Genomic DNA, 18,150 nt, shown 5'->3' with positions numbered 1-18,150 from the left:
CTCTCTTTTGTTCTTTATGATTATACTACCAATTTAAAGAGAATCAAACTTAAGATGTACATATTTAAAGGAACTCATAGCTAGATTTTGAACTGCAGCGGACTGAATTGAGAACTAGGATTTACAAATACTATAAATCTAAAAGCTGTATTAGTAGGTTCTTGGTATATTTTTTGATCAATCCTAATACATGGAACAACCGCAGGACAATAATATTAAGAAAGAAGGCTTCGTTACTATAAGTGGAGCACGACAACATAATCTTAAAAATGTAACTCTGGAAATTCCTCGTGATGCTTTGGTCGTGTTTACCGGGGTTTCTGGGTCGGGCAAATCTTCACTTGCTTTTGGGACCTTATATGCTGAAGCTCAAAGAAGGTATCTAGAATCTGTGTCGCCCTATGCAAGGCGACTTTTTCATCAAATGCCAATACCGGAAGTAGATGAAATTGAAGGTTTGCCTCCAGCAGTTGCTTTACAGCAGCAACGAGGTTCAGGAACTACCCGATCCTCGGTCGGTTCCGTTACTACATTATCAAACTTGTTGCGCATGTTGTATTCCCGGGCCGGTGATTATCCAGCGGAACAACCTCTTTTATATGCTGATTCATTTTCGACCAACACTCATGAAGGAGCCTGCCCTGAATGCCATGGACTTGGTCGTATTTACCAAGTAACAGAAAAAAGCATGATACCCGATAATACCCTGACAATTCGGGAAAGAGCCATAGACGCGTGGCCCACTGCGTGGCAGGGGAAAAATCTTCGCGACATTTTAATCACACTGGGTTATGATGTTGATATTCCTTGGAAAGATCTTCCAAAAAAAGACCGCGACTGGATCTTATTCACAAACGAACAACCACAGGTGCCGGTATACCGGAACTTAAACCGTGACGAGGTGCAACGTGCAATTCAAAGAAAGAGTGAACCAAGTTATATGGGCACTTTCATTGGTGCCAAAAAATATGTGTTACACACATTTGCAAATTCGCAAAGTGCTTCGATGAAAAATCGCGTATTGAAATACATGCTGAGCAGCGAATGTCCTGCCTGTAAGGGTAAACGTTTACGTCGCGAATCCCTTTCCGTGACTTTTGCTGGTTATGATATTGCAGACATGTCAAGGCTGCCTTTGAAAAAATTACTTTCTATTTTCTCTCCATATGGCGATGGCTCGGCGCCTAGTTTAGCTGAATTAACCAAAAATCATCAGGAGAAAGCAATGGTGGCACAAAGGATTGCCGAAGATCTTGTTGCGAGAGTAACTGTTTTATTAGAATTAGGACTTGGCTACTTATCCTTGGAGCGGAGCACACCTACCCTTTCTCCTGGCGAGCATCAACGTTTAAGACTAGCCACACAGGTACGAAGTAATTTATTTGGGGTGGTGTATGTATTAGACGAGCCTTCTGCAGGGTTGCATCCTGCAGATACCGAAGCTTTACTGAAAACTTTGGATAGATTAAAAGCTTTCGGTAATTCGCTTTTTATCGTTGAGCACGAGTTGGATGTGATTCGCCATGCGGATTGGATAGTAGATGTAGGTCCGGATGCTGGCGAAGGTGGTGGAGAAATTTTATACAGTGGTCCACCGGCCGGTTTAAAAAATATTTTAAAATCTAAAACCAGAGAACACCTATTTAATGATCTCCCTTTTGAAAAGTCCAAACCCCGGAATCCTTCTGGATGGCTGAAATTAAGTGGGGTTACCAGAAACAATTTAATAAACCTTGAGGTGTCATTTCCTTTAGGCGTGTTAACAAGTGTTACCGGGGTTTCAGGCTCGGGTAAAAGCAGCTTGGTGAGCCAGGTTTTGGTAGAATTAATGTCCGCCCAATTAGGAAACGACCGTTCTGGCGAAGAAGAAGTAGAAGATGTCTTACAGCAGGATGTTGTAACAACGCTGGATGGTAAAATTACCGCAGGTTCGGAAAACATAAAACGGATGGTCATGGTCAATCAGAAACCCATTGGTAGAACACCGCGCTCTAACCTCGCCACGTACACGGGCTTGTTTGATGTGGTCCGAAAATTATTTGCCTCAACAAAATTCGCTAAAACACGTCACTATAATGCTGGTCGCTTTTCATTTAATGTAGGAAAGGGCCGTTGTCCCAATTGCGAGGGCGAAGGGTTTGTTATGGTTGAACTATTATTTCTACCAAGTGTCTATGCTCCATGCCCTGTTTGTAATGCTACTCGTTATAATGCTGAAACCTTAGAAATTACTTATCATGAAAAAAATATCGCCCAAGTTCTTGGAATGACCGTAAATGAAGCTGCAGAATTTTTTGAGAAAGAAGACCGAGTAAGTCGCACCCTTAAGGTATTGCAGGAAGTAGGTTTGGGTTATTTACGTTTAGGCCAACCAGCCACTGAGCTCTCCGGTGGAGAAGCGCAGCGCATAAAGCTTGCTAAAGAACTCCAGCGTTTGAGCCGAGGGAATACGCTCTATATTTTAGACGAACCAACTACAGGCTTGCATCCAACTGATATAGAAAAATTACAACTTCAACTAGCGAGATTAGTGGATGCAGGAAACACCGTAATTGTGGTAGAGCATGATATGCAGGTAGTCGCTGGAAGCGATTGGATTATTGACATAGGTCCAGGAGCCGGAGAAGAAGGTGGTAAAGTGGTGGTGGCAGGAACACCAGAAAAAGTCGCAAAAAGTAAACAAAGTAAAACCGCAATTTATTTAAAAAGAACATTGAACGGTCTCCCTTAATTCATAAGAACGGTTAACGAAATCAGGATTTGTTGCTATCCAATTAGCACTGAACCAAACAAAAATTTTATCTTCATCAGATAAAGCTCAAAAGATATTGACCAATACCCCTTTTTAAAGAAAGATGGGGAAATATTTGAGAAAAGTCTAAAAAAAGCATTTGTCAGTAGGGCCGACCTTATGGGTTAATTACGTGAGGTGAACGTGCTTCAATTATCACAGGTAAAAACTGTGGTTTTTAAAACTACGGGGGATATATCGGTACTACACGCAACGGATTCCATTCAAATTGATGAGGTAATCATGGAGGATGTTGGAGCTAGTTAATGTAAATTTGAGATAAAATGATAAAATATATACACATGCGCAACATCTTTGAGCTATCCTGTTTTACATTAGTATTAATTTCAATGACTTTCTTTTCTTCTTCAGCTTTAGCACAACAAAACGAAACTCCAAAGCTCGTGGTTGGGGTAATTATTGATCAAATGAGGGCAGATTATCTTTATAAATACCAAGAAAGATATGGCGAAGACGGTTTTAAACGTTTATTACGTGAAGGTTTTAATTTTAAAAACACAAATATCAATTATATCCCATCGGAAACTGCACCCGGTCACGCATCCATTTACACAGGTACAACGCCCTCTTATCATGGGATCATTGGGAATTCGTGGTTCGACAGGAACACCAAAAGTGTGATAGGTAATGTGCAGGACGATCAAGAAAAAATAATAGGTTCTGTTGTGGAAAACCCTTATGGAACCTCTCCAAAAAACCTACTAGCCTCTACCATTACAGATGAATTGAAAAAGAGTAGCAACTTCAAATCTAAGGTAATAAGTATATCAATTAAAGATAGAGGTGCTATTTTGCCTGGTGGAAAATCTGCCGATGGTGTTTATTGGCATGATTGGGAATCTAGTCCAGGTTATTTTGTGAGTAGTAGTTATTATATGGAAGGCGTTCCCAATTGGGTGGCGAAATTCAACAAACAAGAAAAATCCGATACCTATTTAAATGAAACTTGGAATACCCTTTATCCCATTGAAACGTATACCTTGAGCGCACCAGACGATAATAATTATGAACCGTCATTAGGGGGGAAACCCAGCCCAACATTTCCCTATGATTTTAAAACCTTGAGAGAAAAGTATCGCGAAAATGGCACTGAATTTCAATTATTATGGATTTCCCCTAAAGGAAACACTCTTTTGACTGAATTTGCAATCACCGCCATGCAGGAAGAACAATTAGGTAAGGATGACCACACCGATTTTCTGAACGTTAGCTATTCCGTACCAGATGTTATTGGTCATACTTTTGGTCCACAATCGGTTGAAATGGAGGATATTTATCTACGATTGGACAAGGATATTGCTACACTGTTAAAAGCATTGGACACCGATATAGGAAAAGAAAACTATACCCTATTTCTTACTTCCGACCATGGAGCCATAGAAAATGTATCCTTTTTGAAAGATAACCAGCAGGATGCTGCTATTGCAAGAATTACTAACGATGGGCGAAAATTAGAGGCATTTCTGGATTCTAAATACGGAAATGCATCTTGGATTACTACCGTGAATGGAAATAACCTGTATTTAAACAAAACTACCGTTGACGAAAAAAAATTACTCTTGCCTATCATTCAGAAAGACGCAGCAAATTTTTTAATGACCTTACCTGAAGTGTCCCTTGCCCTAACTGCGGATGACCTTCAAACACAGGTGTACGAAGAAGGAATCCGTAAAACCATTCAAAATGGATATCATGTACAAAGGTCTGGAGATATTTTAATAACCTATACCTCCGGCACCATCATACATCCCAATCCCAATATTGATGTAGCCGATGTGAATGGTACGGTACATGGATCTGGATATTCGTACGATACCCAAGTTCCTATGATATGGATTGGAAAAGGCATTACCAAAGGGAAGTCTGTAAGGCCAGTACACCCTATAGATATAGCGCCTAGTCTATCGATGTTACTTAATATTCCATTACCTAGTTCCTCTCATGGAAAACCGTTATCGGAACTTTTTGAATAATGTTAATTATCCCTACGGTTGTCCAATATTTCTGATTTGAACTTATCGGGGTCCGCTAGAATATTGAAGAATCCTAAAATGTATTTTTGAGATTTCTCATATTCGTCCGGATTTTCAAAATGGTTCTTGTGATCCTCTAGTATTGCAATCATGTTTGGTTGATTTTGCAAAAATTCATCCCGGATGGAAAACATGATAGCGTCAGATCTTTTAAAACCTCTATATAATCTGTCTGTAACCGACTCAAGCGGCAATTCCAAACCATCTATTTGAGAGACTACGGAATAGCTTGTATCACATAAACCAGACATATCAAAATCATAGGGAATGGGTATTGAAAAACCGTTTAGGAACAAAAGTTTTTGATTATGCTGATAGCCTGTAGAGAAATCTGTGTTACCGATCATGTATTGAAAAAAAGCATTGCGTATAGAGTTCAAGGAGTCCTGTTGTAACGGATGCACATTTCTTTTCATGGTTTTACCGCCAAATCGGTCTTCCAGCTCAGCCATATCTTCAATAAAAAAAGCCTTTATTCTATGCTCATCTATCTTTTTCCCTTTCGATTCGCTGAGGGTAAAATCCAAAAGTCTAGTTTTAAAATGATATGGGGATACCACTTCGTATAGTTTATAGGCCAATAACTCTTTAATAACGTCATCATTGGCATTTTTCTCTTTTAAACAGGGTAGCACCAATTTCAATTCCTTATTTCCTTTGAACAATGTCTTTTTGGCATCGTCCTTTTTTATTCTCATTTTAACCGGGGAAAAATAACAGTTCTTACGCCTAAAATTACCCCTTGCCCTAACCCTTAGCGGTAATGTGCCAAGTGTATCGGCATCCCTGTACGTTAGGTTTATATGTATATAGGTACTATCATTGGTTAATTTTTTAAGGTCACGATTACTATACTCCATTTGTACTGGTAGTATTTTTGACGTTCTGAATAGTTTTGAAACCTTACCCAATTTTTTACTGGTATCCTCAATTTGACCAATACAGGATAGGGATATAAAAAAACAGATAGCAAGGAGTCTCAAATTAGTTTGTATCTTTCCCATATAATATTTACTTTACATTTAAAGTATTAAAAATAAAGCTATTAAACTATATCTCGCTTCTTTAAATTATAAAACGTTGATGGTTATGGTCATTTCCATAGCCTCTGTATTTTTATGTTATCACTACAACATAAATTTTAAAGTTGATTTGACTTTATTAAGTATTGCCATAATTTTCCCACTAGTATTTACTATTAGGGGTTCTTTTAGAAGAAGGGAAAAGGCATTGGAACATTTAAGCCAATACCGAAGTGCCATGAAAACACTTCATTATTTTATTACGACCAGTACATTGTTAGATGAAGAGGAGGTTAGTTTAAAACTACTGTTGGAAAATATTGAGGATAAAACAATATTGCATCTAAAAAGTCATGAAGGCAGTATAAAAAATCTGGATGAAGAAGTTGATAAGGTTTACGGATTTATTCATTCTAGAAGGGAAACTATATCTAAAAGTTTAAAGGATAAATTATTCAAATATATGTGTGCCCTTCACGAGGCCATTGATAATTTGAACGGGATCCATGTGCACAGAACGCCCGTAAGTCTTAAGGCCTATTGCAAAGTATTTATATACATTTTTCCGCTGATATATGCCCCGACGATTATATTCAATATCGGTGAAACCTATAATCACTTTACGGTTTATTTTGTAGTGATTCTCACAGAATTTATACTAATTTCACTTTATAATATTCAGGATGATCTAGAGTATCCTTTCGACGATAAAGGGTTAGATGATATTCAATTAGATCATTTTAAGGTCTTACGTTAACCTAAAAAATCGCCCACTTTCTCTAAAAAGAGGGCAATTTCAAACAACAAACCTAAAAACTATTTTGATTTATTCCGTACTACATTCATAGTAGGATTGGAAGATTTTGTTCTTTTCTTTGTCTCTGAACCTTTATAAGGTTTTAAATATTGCTGATATCCCCTTTCCTTAAATTCATAGGTTGTGCCCCTATCTGGGTGACACAATTTCATGGTACTATCAATAATGACATTGGGTTCGAAATAATGATCCCCAAAAAGACATAATCCAGTATGCTGGTTTTTAAGGTGTTGTCCCCTTGTATTTCATGCCAATTGATAATCACCTTCGTAATCCGATTGTAGATTGCAAAAAATATAGATAATTTTCATCATCAAAATCGTTCAAAGCACTAGTTTCACCTCTATAATTTTTCTCCCACGCGTCGTATTCCTAGATAAAATAGTTGATATCAAATAAGTCCATTGAAAACGAAAAACACTGTTAATCATACGATTAACAGTGTTTTGATCTCCGCTATTAAGCGGTTTGTCGGGATGACAGAACGCTTTTGAAATTACACCACCTCTGTATTTATATGCCCTTATGCATCATTGCCTATTTTGGACTCACGATTAACTCACATTTTATATGGAACGTATTGAAGTAGTTTGAACTCTTCGTATTATAAAGTTAATTAAAATAATATAGAAAAACTCCATTTGCTTTTTTGTATACATATTTCAGGACGGGTCAAAATTACTGCCAACGGTTATGTATAAGATTAGTTGCGTGGTTTAAGCACCTAATCTAGCAAATACAAACAGAATAGAATCCCGAAACGTCGGGATTAGTAAGTAAGCCAGAACTAGCAATTAATTTCATATGATGTTAGCCTTCGTTATTTTTTATTCTTCTATTGCTTTCAATAGTTCTTTTCCAAGAGTAATTTGTTTTTTATACCAATCTGTTAGATAAGGGTCAAATAAGAAACCTCTAACAAAAAGTGATAAAACAATACCATGCCCTTTATGTTCACAAAGTATATCCGTGTAATTACCGAGCATTTCATTCAATTTTTGATTTGGTCTATTTTCAATTTCTAACCATTCGGGCATGAAACCATTCTTTTGTAATTCTAAATCCAAATCATTAGCCCAAACTTGACAACTGGACTCTTCAAATAATATATTATCAACAGTTTTATAATAATTATAAATTAGTTTTTCTACTTTCGAATTATCGAGATACTGTAAATACCCTGAATTCTTCAATGACTCAAAACCACTTCTATTGAAATTTATAGGTGTCTCAATTATCATTGCAAAAACGGCATTTGTTATAATCGATTGACTATTTTCACTAAAATCCCTATTAGCAATCAAAATAGTAGCATTTGCACATAATGCAGATTGTTCTGTCCGGGTTTTCAACATAAATTCCCCAAATTCAATATCATCATTGATATTTTGTGCAATTTTTCCTAAATAATTTTTAAGGCCTTGCTTTTCAGTTTGGATATTATTTTGATTATTTAACTGAAGGGCTATAAGAATACCGATTACTACTAAAATAATTTCGCCTATGGCATATATCAGATATCTGCTAAATTTGTTTTCAGACAGCATTTTTAGTCTAATTTTTCTAAAGAATTTTATCATTAGTTAGTGATTGGTTATAATGAAGCACAACGTTTTGTGTATGATTAGTTGCGTGTGCAGCAACTAATTTAGTAAACAAAAACTTTCCAGATAAGCACTTGCCAAAGTAATTAATTATACACGGTGTTGTGCTTTCGTTTTTCAATTTAAAATAATATCAGGTAATGTTTTAAATTTAATACGTTCTGTTATTCGATGTTAATCAACTCTTTATCAATGTCTGCCACCAGACTTTTTAAATCTTTAATTGTTGTAAGGTATTCACTATACAAAAGTGTTTCAGCGTCTCTTTTCATAGTTCGAAGCAAGGACAAATATAAAGTGTCTGTTTTAAGGGCGTTATAGTTAATTGGTTTCATAACGCCTCGATAAAATTTACCATCTTTATCAAATTTCCAAGGTTCAACTTTATCAAATCTTTTTAACATTTCATTGAAATATATATCTCTGTTAAATTGGTCTTCCCATGTTTTAATACCTGCGTAAACTTGACCATGAAAATTTAAAATTTCATTTCTTAGGGAATCATTGGATATAAGATCCAGTCCTTTAGATTTTAAAACATCGAATGAATTTTTGTTTATGATTGAACGAGGCCAAGTTATAGTGCCTGAAAAATAATAATCTAATGAGTCATTATAAATAGCTGAACTTTCCAAGCTATTTAGAACAAGATCAACTGATGAACTAATATTCTTATAAGCGTTAATATTTAATTTAAAATCAATAATGTCTTCTTGAAAATCTTTTTTAAGTCCTTTAAGGATATTGATTTCTTCAATTCTTTGTTGACTTTTTAGATTTAGATTATTTAACCATAATGCAATTAAAATACCTACAACCACAAGTATAATCTCACCTATGGCATATTTAAAATACTTTCCAGTTTTATTTTGTCCCATAAGGTTGTAGCGTATTTTTCTAAAGAATTTAAACATGTTTTAATTCTTTATTTATGACATTTAAAGTTTCAAGACAATTTCCATAAGCCTTTAAGGTGATTGAAAATTGAGTATACAGATAATTAAGCAGCATTTGATTCTTAAAAAAATTGTCATTTAAAAGGACATGGATTTCATCACTTGTAATGGTATTAATATTATTAACATATTTACTCAAATGGGCATATAGTATTTGGGATTTTTCTGTCCCAAGTTTAAGTTTGAGTATTAAGTCCGCATAACTGTTGTACAAGGTTACGATTTGACGTTTTAATTGAGGATTAGAAATAAGATTAAGACCGTTGCTGTTTTTTAATTCATCAAAAGTTGAAGAGTTTGGAACAAAGTCGGTTAAAAGATCTATTTGATTGTTCACATAAAAAATTAAGGAATCATTTGTTGTGGGTTGTCCTTCTATTATTTTTTCAAATTTCTTTTTTGATTTTACTGCTAATTCAAAATCATTTTTAAGTTCGCTTAGTCTTAACGAATCTGCTCTAAGATCTTGTTGAAGGTTAATTAAATAGCCTCTTTCTTTCTTTGTGTTTTTATAATCTTCATTCCAGGTATTAATCTGCAGTGCAATTAAAATCCCGATAACAACAAGGATAATTTCTCCGATAGCATATTTTAAATACTTTCCAGTTTTGTTTTTCTCCATAAGGTCGTAGCGTATTTTTCTAAAGAATTTTATCATTGGTTAGCGGTTTCTGGTAATGAAGCACAACGGTTCGTGTATAATTAGTTGCGGGTAAATCCTACGGGATTTTCCCACTGGTAATAAAGATAATTCATTGCAAGGATTTCCTTTTAAGAAATCCGCCAGCAATTAATTCATACACATTGTTGTGCTTTCGTTTTTTTATAACTTAAGATTATTTTTTTTCTTCTTCAAGTAATCCAATAACTTCTGTCATTCCATTGCTTATTCTATTCATATAATTAATTCTTACAACTTTCATCTGTAAAGAATTATTTAACGTGGCAAACGTAGAAGGACGTGCAAGGATTTCCAAAAATTCTTTTTCAGTTAATCTAAATCTTTCAGGTATCATTTCATTAGGCGTAGATAAAATTTCGCTTAATCCTATTTCTTTTCTTAGTTCCCAGTCAGAACCATTATAATACATATCATTACTAATTTTACGGTGAATGGTTCCACCAATGTCGGCAGACATTATCTCAGCGTAAAGTATTAGTACTTTCTTATTATTAATCATACTAAGCCTGCCTGACGATTTTGAATCTTCATAAATTGGTAAATTAAGATCATAAGGAATACCATATGTTATAAAATCTCCAAGTTTTTTCAGTGAATCTATTTGAATTGTCAATTCTTTAGATCCAATATGTTTTAAATACAATTGACCGTCTGCAATTAGAGAATCACCAAGGGCAATAGCATCATTTATTATAACCCTCGATGATTGTAATTCTACAATTAAGTCTTCAATTAACTGCTGTTTAATTATCTCATTTTTCCTTGATTCATTCCAATTATTTAAACTCAGCGCAATCAAAATCCCAATAACGACAAGTACAATCTCGCCTATGGCATAAAGCAGATACTTGCTAAACTTATTTTCAGTCAGCAATTTTTGCCTAATTTTTCTAAAGAATTTTATCATTTGTTATTGGTTGGTCATAATGCACCACAACGGTTTGTATATGGTTTGTTGCGTGTTTTAAGCACCTAATTTAGCAAATACAAACCGAATAGAAAATCCGCGAGGATTTTCGTAAGTAGGCTAGAACTAGCAATAAATTATATACGGTTTGTAACACGTTTTAATTCGGGTAAATATTATTCAGTTTCTATTCATATCTATAATTTCATCTATTATAGGGGCGCTCGTTAATCCATTTAAAACCACGAGAATTTAAATTAAATTTTTCGTGATTTTTTCTAGAGAATATAATATGCAATGTATCAGATTCTATAATACCATCTAGTTGAAGAAATTCAGAATCTGGATTTTTATAGTTGAAATTATAATCTTCAGATTCAGAATCTTTTTTATGTATCATTATTTTTTGAGACGTTGAATCTGTTATAAATTTATATTGATGTTTTAAATCGTCCATTGTTTTTATAGTTGCTTCATCTTTTAAATCAATAATAAGATAACGCCATCTAAAATTATCTGTAATTAAAGGTTGTAGTGTATCTCCATTTTTAGTAAAGGATGTAGCTTCCCATATACCATAAAGTAGTGGTTTTTTTCTATTGTTTCCTCTATTTCTTTCTGTTGTATAAAAATTAAATGAAATGAAACTAACAAGAATAAATAAGCCAATAGATTTAATCCAAAAAATGACTTTATGATATTTAGTGTTTTTAACAGGATGATAGTAATTATATTTTTTTACAGCTTTATTTTTAATAAATACATTTAAGAATCTGTTGTCAGTTATAAAAATGACCAAAGCCATTAAGACTAAATGAACTGAAAATAATTTGACAGGGATATCATAACAGAAATTCATCACAGCTACTTGAGTCATTACACCAATGATTAAAAATGATCCAAGTGTTTGTGTACGTCTAGGAATTAATAGCAAACCTCCGAGTACTTCTAAAAAGCCGACAAACACATTAAAGCCTTTCGAAAAACCCATATATGTCCAAGCTAACCCCATTGGCGAAAAATCACCTAAAGGATCAAGTAAATGCGTTAATGAAGCTGATGGAAATTGAAGTTTAAAAATTTTTACAAATCCATAAAAAAGCATTGTAGCAACTAAAACAACACGAAGAAATACTAAAAACCAATATAAAAGTTTATTGTAACTCTTACGGCTTCTATCTAAAATACTCCAAATAATAACAATTATAAAGGTTAAAATTACAGTTACAAATAATGTTAAATATGCAAAAGTGTGATCTCCACTACCATTACCACTTACTTCATAATCGTAATTTATTTTTAAAATTTCTTTACCAATCCATCTAAACGGTGTTTCAAAAAGTGGATTTAATAACATTAAGAGCATATAGAGAACAAAATAGGTAAATAGCACTCTGAATAGGAGTTTACTTAATGTATTCCATTGTTCTCTATATTCTTGTGTTAATATTTTCATATCTAATCAGTAGCTAAACATAATGATTAGTTACAAATTTCGTTGGTTTGGTCGAATGTGTTACGTTTCAGCTATGAGAAGTGCGGAAGCAAGGAAACCTTTTGTTTCTGTCTTCGCACGTAGCAAAAGCTTTTTGTTTTGATTTATATTTTTTCGCCAGAGCAAAATCGAAAAGATTTTGCGGACATAGTAAATATACGCTTACTTTAAATTAAACACCAAACCCCGCATTACTTATAGGTATTGTTGTGCTTTCGTTATTTTATTTCTTTCCCTATTAAATTCTGAATTTCTTCAATCGTACTTATTCCGCTCTTTATCTTATTAATTCCAGAGGAATAATTGTCACGATTTAATTTTAAAATATTCCGTTCTTTTGAAGATTTCAGTAGAACACTATAATCTTTTAGTTCAACGGATTTTTTAAATTCAAATTCTACGGTTTCTTCAAACAAAATAGGTATCCAATGGTCATTAAAAGCTATTTCGATATCGTTTGTTGATTTTATCATTCTCAAGGACTCATCGTCATAATATTTCCCTAACAAGAACCGTAATTGTTTATTTGAAATTCTATCCAAACCATTTGATTTCAATACCTCATAAGCATTAGTAAGTGGTTGAAATCTGTCAAATTGTATTATTGCTCCAAGCCAAATTTTAATACTATCTTTTGTTTTTTGAGATTCTTGAGCATTTAATATCTTATTTGAAGACGCAATAGCCTTCATAAAATTTAATTCGATTTGTTTTAAGACAAACTTATCGCTTTTTAAATTTTCTTGAATTTGAGAAAGTATTTCCTTTTCAAACACGTCATTTTTTTTATTCTCATTCAGATTGTTTAGTTGCAGAGCAATTAAAATTCCGATTACCACAAGTATGATTTCACCAATGGCATACTTCAAATATTTTCCAGTTTTATTTTCCATCAGTAAGTTTTGCCTAATTTTTCTAAAGAATTTTATCATTGGTTAGCGGTTTCTGATAATGAAGCACAACGTGTTTGTATAAGATTAGGTGCGTGTTTAAGCATCTAATTTAGCTAATACAAATCGAATAAAAAATCTGTGAGGATTTTCGTAAGTAAGCCTGTACTAGCAATTAATTTTATACGGTGTTGTGCTTTCGTTATTTAAACTTATATGTCTTTTGTTTTAATAAATTTGGTATTCGTTCCTCTGAAACTGACTTCAATGATATGTTGACCTTGTTTATTTTTATATAACTTAAAAATAGGTCCATTTCCTTTTATGAAATAATAGTCGTCTTTGTGCCAGTATAATTTCGTGTCAGGATTTTTTGAACTTTTCAATACTACCTTTTCGCTTTCCATAGATAGTGACAAAGTTGCTCCAAGTGCTTTAGCTTGATCTTTATAGTCTCCTAAAAAAGAGCTTATAATATCTTTTTCTGGTAATATAGCAAGTGGTTCTTTATAGGCTATCGGTGTCTTGCCTAATAAGGAATCTATTTTTTTATATAATTCAATGCTCTCAATACGATAGTCGTTTGCGGCGTATGAGATATTCTTTAAATCATTTATATATTTAATGGATTTGTTTTTAAGAAAAGAGTCTTTAAAAAAATACTCCATAGCCTCCTCTGGATATCTTCCTGCAATGTAGTCGGCAATTTTTGGGTTCGTCTTTAAATCTTCACGACCATCTATCATTGCGGTATTTTTAATATAGGTGTTATAATCATCGATATCATTTTGCATTTCAACATATAAGGTGTTAAAGTAAGGAAGTAAGCAATTATATTTTTCAGGTAAATTCTCTAGGTTATTCATAAATCGATCATAACCGCCCTTTTTATTGCTAAAAGAGACATAGTTGCCTGTAATTGGTAATGGGTAAGGGTTCTTTTTATACATCTCAAAAGTGATGGAATCATTCATTATTTTTTGGAATAGTGAATCTTTTTCTATGTAAGTATTGTAAATACGTTTAGCGTCTAAAATATCCGTTATTAAGTCTTGCTGTACTTGTGTTAAGATTGCTTTTATTTTAGTTTCATTTTGAGAAGCATTATACATACTGTTAATGCCTACTGCTATCAAAATTCCAATAACTACAAGTATTATTTCTCCAATTGCATAAGTCAGGTATTTCCCGAACTTATTTTCAGTCAGGGTTTTTTGTCTAATTTTTCTAAAGAATTTTATCATTAGTTAGTGATTGGTTATAATGAAGCACAACGTGTTGTATATGGTTTGTTGCGTGTTATAAGCGCATAATTTAGCAAATACAAAGCGAATAGAAAATCCGCGAGGATTTTTGTAAGTAGGCGAGTACTAGCAAGGAATTATAAACGGTGTTGTGTGTAGTTTTTCAAGCTATTAATAATTATTTCTGAGGAATAAAAAATTCAACTTTTCCACACTCAGGGCAATGATATAAATCGAAAGATTCTCTGTTTTGTAATAGTTCAAAAATATTCCCAAAAAATCCGGTTCTAGCACCTTCTAGAAATTTGAAATTTCCAGATTTTTCCATAGGAATATTACATCTTAAACAATTAATCTTTCTCTCAAAATTTTGTTCAGACAAATCTTGAATCTCAACTATCTTTTTGTCGGGAAAGCTATAATTACATTTCCAGCATAATTCAAAATGATTGTCAACTTCTGTTTTACAGTTCGGGCATATTTTCATTGTTTTTTTTATAATTACAACTAACGTTAAAGTTAATTATATGATTATCAATTATTTATATTTTACTCATTTCTGCCCCATTAGCTTAAAAACTCAACTGGTTTTTCTGGTAGAGGGATTACACACAACGGTTGGGCTATGTCAAGTAGGGCGGGCAAGGAAACCTTTCGTTTCCGTCTGCGCTGGTAGCCCAAGCTTTTGTTTTGTTTTTATCTTTTTCATTTTAAAAGCCAAATCCAAAAGATTTGGCGAACTTAGTTAATAAGCCCAAGCCTTTAAATTAAACTCTTTATGCCCTATTTGCTATAGGTCTTGTTAGCCTTTCGTTATTTATTTTTCCTTTTTAAGGATGTAATAATTCCATATTTTATCGATGCGATACTCATTATTTTTAATAGTGATTTTATCGTTTCCGTCCATCCACGTGTTGTTTCCGATATATGTTTTTAAGGTGTCAATCTTTTCTTTACCTATAGTTTGTCGAGTAATTCCATTTTCTATGGATTTAATTTCTAACGTTTGTATGGTATTACGTGTTTGCCCTGTGTATATACCTTCAATGCCGTTAGTATCAAAATCCAATTCAACTTTTTTGTACTCTTTTTTATCCAGTAGTTTCCACGTCATCTTATCTGCAAAAAAATCTCCTCCCTTTGGTCCTTCGGTGTTTATCAAACAGATAATGTATAAATCGTCATCAGGGAAATATTGTGTGACAGTTAGAAACCCGAAACCTCCCCCGTCGTGACCAATTTCTTGGTGACCGTAATTTGAGAAATTAAGTAATCCTTTCGCATAGCTAACAGTCGTGCCATCATTTAATTTGTTTGGGTTAATCATTGATTGATACATGGGGTCTGAAAGTACTTTACCAGTATGTAATGCCCGCATCCATTTTAGTAGATCTTCAGTTGTACTTGAAAGTGCACCCGCAGAATAAGGTATGTTATAATTCAAATAATCATTTTGCTGCATTCCTTTTGGGGTATAACCATAACCACTAACCTTGTTTTTAGTCACTTTAGTGTTAGAAGTATAGGATGTATTACTCATATTCAAAGGGTCAAAAAAGGTTTCTTGTAAATAGTCTTCGTAAGGTTTTCCAGTTACTTTTTCTATTATTAATCCAAGAAAAACAAAAGCGGTATTATTATATATCAATGCTTCTCCTGGCTCATGTAAAAAGTCTTTTGGTTCTACCAATTGCACCATAAGTTTTTGGGGAAACTCATCGAAAGTCATTTGCATAAATTCTTCCTTACTGTCCGCTTGTGCAAGACCAGAGGTGTGATCAAGTAATTGAGCAATTGTAATTATTCGGCCTTTGGTATCAAATTCAAGGTATTTTGTAAAATTATCATCGAGAGAAAGTTTTTTGTCCTCCACTAATTTGAGAATAGCAGCAGCTGTAAATTGTTTGGTCACAGAGGCAATGAAAAAAATACCATCACTCGGCATAGGTACAGAAAGTTCTAAATTTGCATATCCATAAGATTTATTCAACAGCATTTCGCCTTTTTTAAATACTAAAATTGCACCTCCTGCAATTTGGTTACTATCAATGCTTACTTGAAATAATGAGTCGGCATACACCTCTAAAGTTGGTGTAATAGAAACTTGCTTCTCATTCTGACAACTTGTTGCTAATAGCACTAATGTCAAAATCAATAAAATTATTTGTTTCATATTCTGTTTTTTTAATGAAGGCTAACGGTCTTGTATAATATTAGTTGCGTGGTTTAAGCACCTAATTTAGCAAATACAAACCGAATAGAAAATCCGCGAGGATTTTCGTAAGTAAGCTCGCACTAGCAATTAATTTTATACGTTGTTGTGCATAGTGTTTTCCTTTCTTATTCGGTTGTAGTTATAGGCAAACTGGTATTCCAAATACTGCTGCACATCTTCCATTCGCTATTTTCCTTTTTCCAAATATTAATGTATTTCCCGTTGTCAATTATATTATCTTCTCCATAACGCAAGTAGTAGGTTCCTTCATCAATCAGGTAATCTTCGTTACCAAAAAAAGAGGTTGTTTCTTCAGTAAATTCTTTAATTCCGTAATTGACCCATTCGTTATTCACAGCCGCAATAGCATCACGTCCAGTTATAATATCAGAATTAGGTGAATACACATTTGCATCCTTTGTAAAAATGTTATTCAAATATGCCGTGTCACGAGTGATATGTGCTTGCGTAAATTTCTCGCTCTTTTCTTTTATGAGTTTTTTCATTGCAGTTAAGTCAAAAGTAGCAACAGTGCTGTTATTGGTTTCTTTTGAAGCAGCGTTATTGTTCCCGCAACTAATGATTAATGCAGTAAATACAATTGCTGTAATTAAAATAGAAACTTGTTTCATATTATTTTGTTTAATAGGTTATACCTTAATTCTGCACTTTGTATTATAAAATTCCGCTTTTATTATCGCAGATTTTTTGTCGATTTCACGTTGTTTTTTGCATTATGCACAACGCCAAGGCTATGATTTCGTTGTGGAAAACGTCGTAGACTTTTCTACTTATGAAATCAGGCCGTTTGGTGGTTACTATTTTTGTTTTTTTTGCATAATGCCACAATGAATTATAGCCGATGTTAGCAAAAGTTTTTTTATTGCTTTTTCAAAAATTCAGTTACTAAATTGTTCTTTTCAGATTCCATTTCACAAGTCCAACTGTCGATGTACCATCTTCCATTTTCATAATGAAGTTGAATGCTATTTAGACCTTTAATATTTGATTCAGTTTTGGGGTCAGTTCGTATTTCAAACGCACTCCAAACTTGTGCAATATTTCCATATTTGCTGACTTTTCTTTTAAGTTCTTTTTCGTAAAAATCCTCTTTCGGTGATAATCCGATTGGAATATATTCCGCTTCAAGAGTATGTGATTCCGCTTTTCCGTTTTCGTCTAATCTCGTTATAACAGCATTTTTTGAATGAATATATTTATCTCGTTCAAATTCCCACGGATCAGTACTTGAACCAGAAACAACATCATAATATGCATTTATAATCGCATCTACGGATTCTACATCTTTTTTGTATTTGTCATCGTTTGATTGTCCGAATATTGAATTGCAAGCAAAAAATATGATAATTGATGTCAGTATTATTTTATTCATCTTTTTAATTTTTGCTAACGCTTCAGCTCGTATGTTTGTTTCTAAGTTTGAAGATAAGATATTTAGTATAACAAAAGGGT

General features: G+C 33.5%; 15 protein-coding genes. 4 read left to right on the top strand and 11 right to left on the bottom strand.

Features of this window, described 5'->3' with window-relative positions; translation table 11 throughout:
* Positions 1–190: 190 nt before the first annotated feature.
* From uvrA to pafA, 3 genes are all read left to right on the top strand, one after another.
* Entirely contained in the window at positions 191–2,731 is a 2,541-nt protein-coding gene (gene uvrA, locus ABXZ36_RS15525) for an excinuclease ABC subunit UvrA (RefSeq protein WP_354616599.1), read from the top strand.
* Positions 2,732–2,929: 198 nt separating this feature from the next.
* On the top strand, positions 2,930–3,058 hold the full coding sequence (locus ABXZ36_RS15520) for a DUF421 domain-containing protein (RefSeq protein ID WP_354616598.1): 129 nt from the start codon (positions 2,930–2,932) through the stop codon (positions 3,056–3,058).
* A gap of 35 nt (positions 3,059–3,093) precedes the next feature.
* A complete protein-coding gene (gene pafA / locus ABXZ36_RS15515; protein ID WP_354616597.1) occupies positions 3,094–4,785 on the top strand; it encodes an alkaline phosphatase PafA in 1,692 nt (563 codons plus the stop codon).
* 2 nt (positions 4,786–4,787) lie between these two features.
* On the opposite strand, the gene ABXZ36_RS15510 is transcribed toward pafA, so the two are convergent.
* A complete protein-coding gene (locus tag ABXZ36_RS15510; RefSeq protein WP_354616596.1) occupies positions 4,788–5,849 on the bottom strand; it encodes a hypothetical protein in 1,062 nt (353 codons plus the stop codon).
* 85 nt (positions 5,850–5,934) lie between these two features.
* On the opposite strand from ABXZ36_RS15510, the gene ABXZ36_RS15505 reads away from it, so the two are divergent.
* Positions 5,935–6,624, top strand: coding sequence for a hypothetical protein (locus ABXZ36_RS15505; RefSeq protein WP_354616595.1), 690 nt, complete (start codon positions 5,935–5,937; stop codon positions 6,622–6,624).
* 887 nt (positions 6,625–7,511) lie between these two features.
* Here the strand turns inward: ABXZ36_RS15505 and ABXZ36_RS15500 are convergent.
* The 10 genes from ABXZ36_RS15500 to ABXZ36_RS15455 form a co-directional block, all read right to left on the bottom strand.
* Positions 7,512–8,264 carry a hypothetical protein gene (locus tag ABXZ36_RS15500; protein WP_354616594.1) on the bottom strand — a complete coding sequence of 251 codons (753 nt, stop codon included), beginning with the start codon at positions 8,262–8,264 and terminating at the stop codon, positions 7,512–7,514.
* Between the two features lie 188 nt (positions 8,265–8,452).
* Positions 8,453–9,202, bottom strand: coding sequence for a hypothetical protein (locus tag ABXZ36_RS15495; protein ID WP_354616593.1), 750 nt, complete (start codon positions 9,200–9,202; stop codon positions 8,453–8,455).
* Entirely contained in the window at positions 9,195–9,866 is a 672-nt protein-coding gene (locus tag ABXZ36_RS15490) for a DUF6090 family protein (protein ID WP_354616592.1), read from the bottom strand. Before ABXZ36_RS15490 ends, ABXZ36_RS15495 begins: the two co-directional genes overlap by 8 nt.
* Positions 9,867–10,080: 214 nt before the next feature.
* Complete coding sequence (locus ABXZ36_RS15485) at positions 10,081–10,833, bottom strand: DUF6090 family protein (RefSeq protein WP_354616591.1); 753 nt, start codon at positions 10,831–10,833, stop codon at positions 10,081–10,083.
* A gap of 205 nt (positions 10,834–11,038) precedes the next feature.
* Complete coding sequence (locus ABXZ36_RS15480; protein WP_354616590.1) at positions 11,039–12,289, bottom strand: DoxX family protein; 1,251 nt, start codon at positions 12,287–12,289, stop codon at positions 11,039–11,041.
* A gap of 257 nt (positions 12,290–12,546) precedes the next feature.
* Positions 12,547–13,260 (bottom strand): DUF6090 family protein, encoded by a 714-nt coding sequence (locus ABXZ36_RS15475; RefSeq protein ID WP_354616589.1) that lies wholly within the window; start codon positions 13,258–13,260, stop codon positions 12,547–12,549.
* Positions 13,261–13,430: 170 nt separating this feature from the next.
* Entirely contained in the window at positions 13,431–14,462 is a 1,032-nt protein-coding gene (locus ABXZ36_RS15470; RefSeq protein WP_354616588.1) for a hypothetical protein, read from the bottom strand.
* Between the two features lie 817 nt (positions 14,463–15,279).
* Entirely contained in the window at positions 15,280–16,635 is a 1,356-nt protein-coding gene (locus tag ABXZ36_RS15465; protein WP_354616587.1) for a serine hydrolase domain-containing protein, read from the bottom strand.
* A 167-nt stretch (positions 16,636–16,802) separates the two neighbouring features.
* A complete protein-coding gene (locus tag ABXZ36_RS15460) occupies positions 16,803–17,309 on the bottom strand; it encodes a nuclear transport factor 2 family protein (RefSeq protein WP_354616586.1) in 507 nt (168 codons plus the stop codon).
* Positions 17,310–17,557: 248 nt separating this feature from the next.
* On the bottom strand, positions 17,558–18,150 hold a 593-nt coding region (locus ABXZ36_RS15455), incomplete at its 5' end, for a hypothetical protein (protein ID WP_354616585.1).

Origin of the sequence: Sediminicola arcticus (assembly GCF_040566695.1) — a bacterium.
GTDB classification, from domain to species: Bacteria; Bacteroidota; Bacteroidia; order Flavobacteriales; family Flavobacteriaceae; genus Sediminicola; species Sediminicola arcticus.
The sequence above is the reverse complement of the archived record's forward strand: the minus strand, read 5'-3'. Positions and strand labels throughout refer to the sequence as shown.

Bases quoted from the DNA above. Each gene is read 5' to 3' on its own strand.
- uvrA (WP_354616599.1), top strand. From the start codon at position 191: ATGGAACAACCGCAGGACAATAATATTAAGAAAGAAGGCTTCGTTACT.
- pafA (WP_354616597.1), top strand. From the start codon at position 3,094: ATGCGCAACATCTTTGAGCTATCCTGTTTTACATTAGTATTAATTTCA.
- ABXZ36_RS15510 (WP_354616596.1), bottom strand. From the start codon at position 5,849: ATGGGAAAGATACAAACTAATTTGAGACTCCTTGCTATCTGTTTTTTT.
- ABXZ36_RS15505 (WP_354616595.1), top strand. From the start codon at position 5,935: ATGGTCATTTCCATAGCCTCTGTATTTTTATGTTATCACTACAACATA.
- ABXZ36_RS15500 (WP_354616594.1), bottom strand. From the start codon at position 8,264: ATGATAAAATTCTTTAGAAAAATTAGACTAAAAATGCTGTCTGAAAAC.
- ABXZ36_RS15495 (WP_354616593.1), bottom strand. From the start codon at position 9,202: ATGTTTAAATTCTTTAGAAAAATACGCTACAACCTTATGGGACAAAAT.
- ABXZ36_RS15490 (WP_354616592.1), bottom strand. From the start codon at position 9,866: ATGGAGAAAAACAAAACTGGAAAGTATTTAAAATATGCTATCGGAGAA.
- ABXZ36_RS15485 (WP_354616591.1), bottom strand. From the start codon at position 10,833: ATGATAAAATTCTTTAGAAAAATTAGGCAAAAATTGCTGACTGAAAAT.
- ABXZ36_RS15480 (WP_354616590.1), bottom strand. From the start codon at position 12,289: ATGAAAATATTAACACAAGAATATAGAGAACAATGGAATACATTAAGT.
- ABXZ36_RS15475 (WP_354616589.1), bottom strand. From the start codon at position 13,260: ATGATAAAATTCTTTAGAAAAATTAGGCAAAACTTACTGATGGAAAAT.
- ABXZ36_RS15470 (WP_354616588.1), bottom strand. From the start codon at position 14,462: ATGATAAAATTCTTTAGAAAAATTAGACAAAAAACCCTGACTGAAAAT.
- ABXZ36_RS15465 (WP_354616587.1), bottom strand. From the start codon at position 16,635: ATGAAACAAATAATTTTATTGATTTTGACATTAGTGCTATTAGCAACA.
- ABXZ36_RS15460 (WP_354616586.1), bottom strand. From the start codon at position 17,309: ATGAAACAAGTTTCTATTTTAATTACAGCAATTGTATTTACTGCATTA.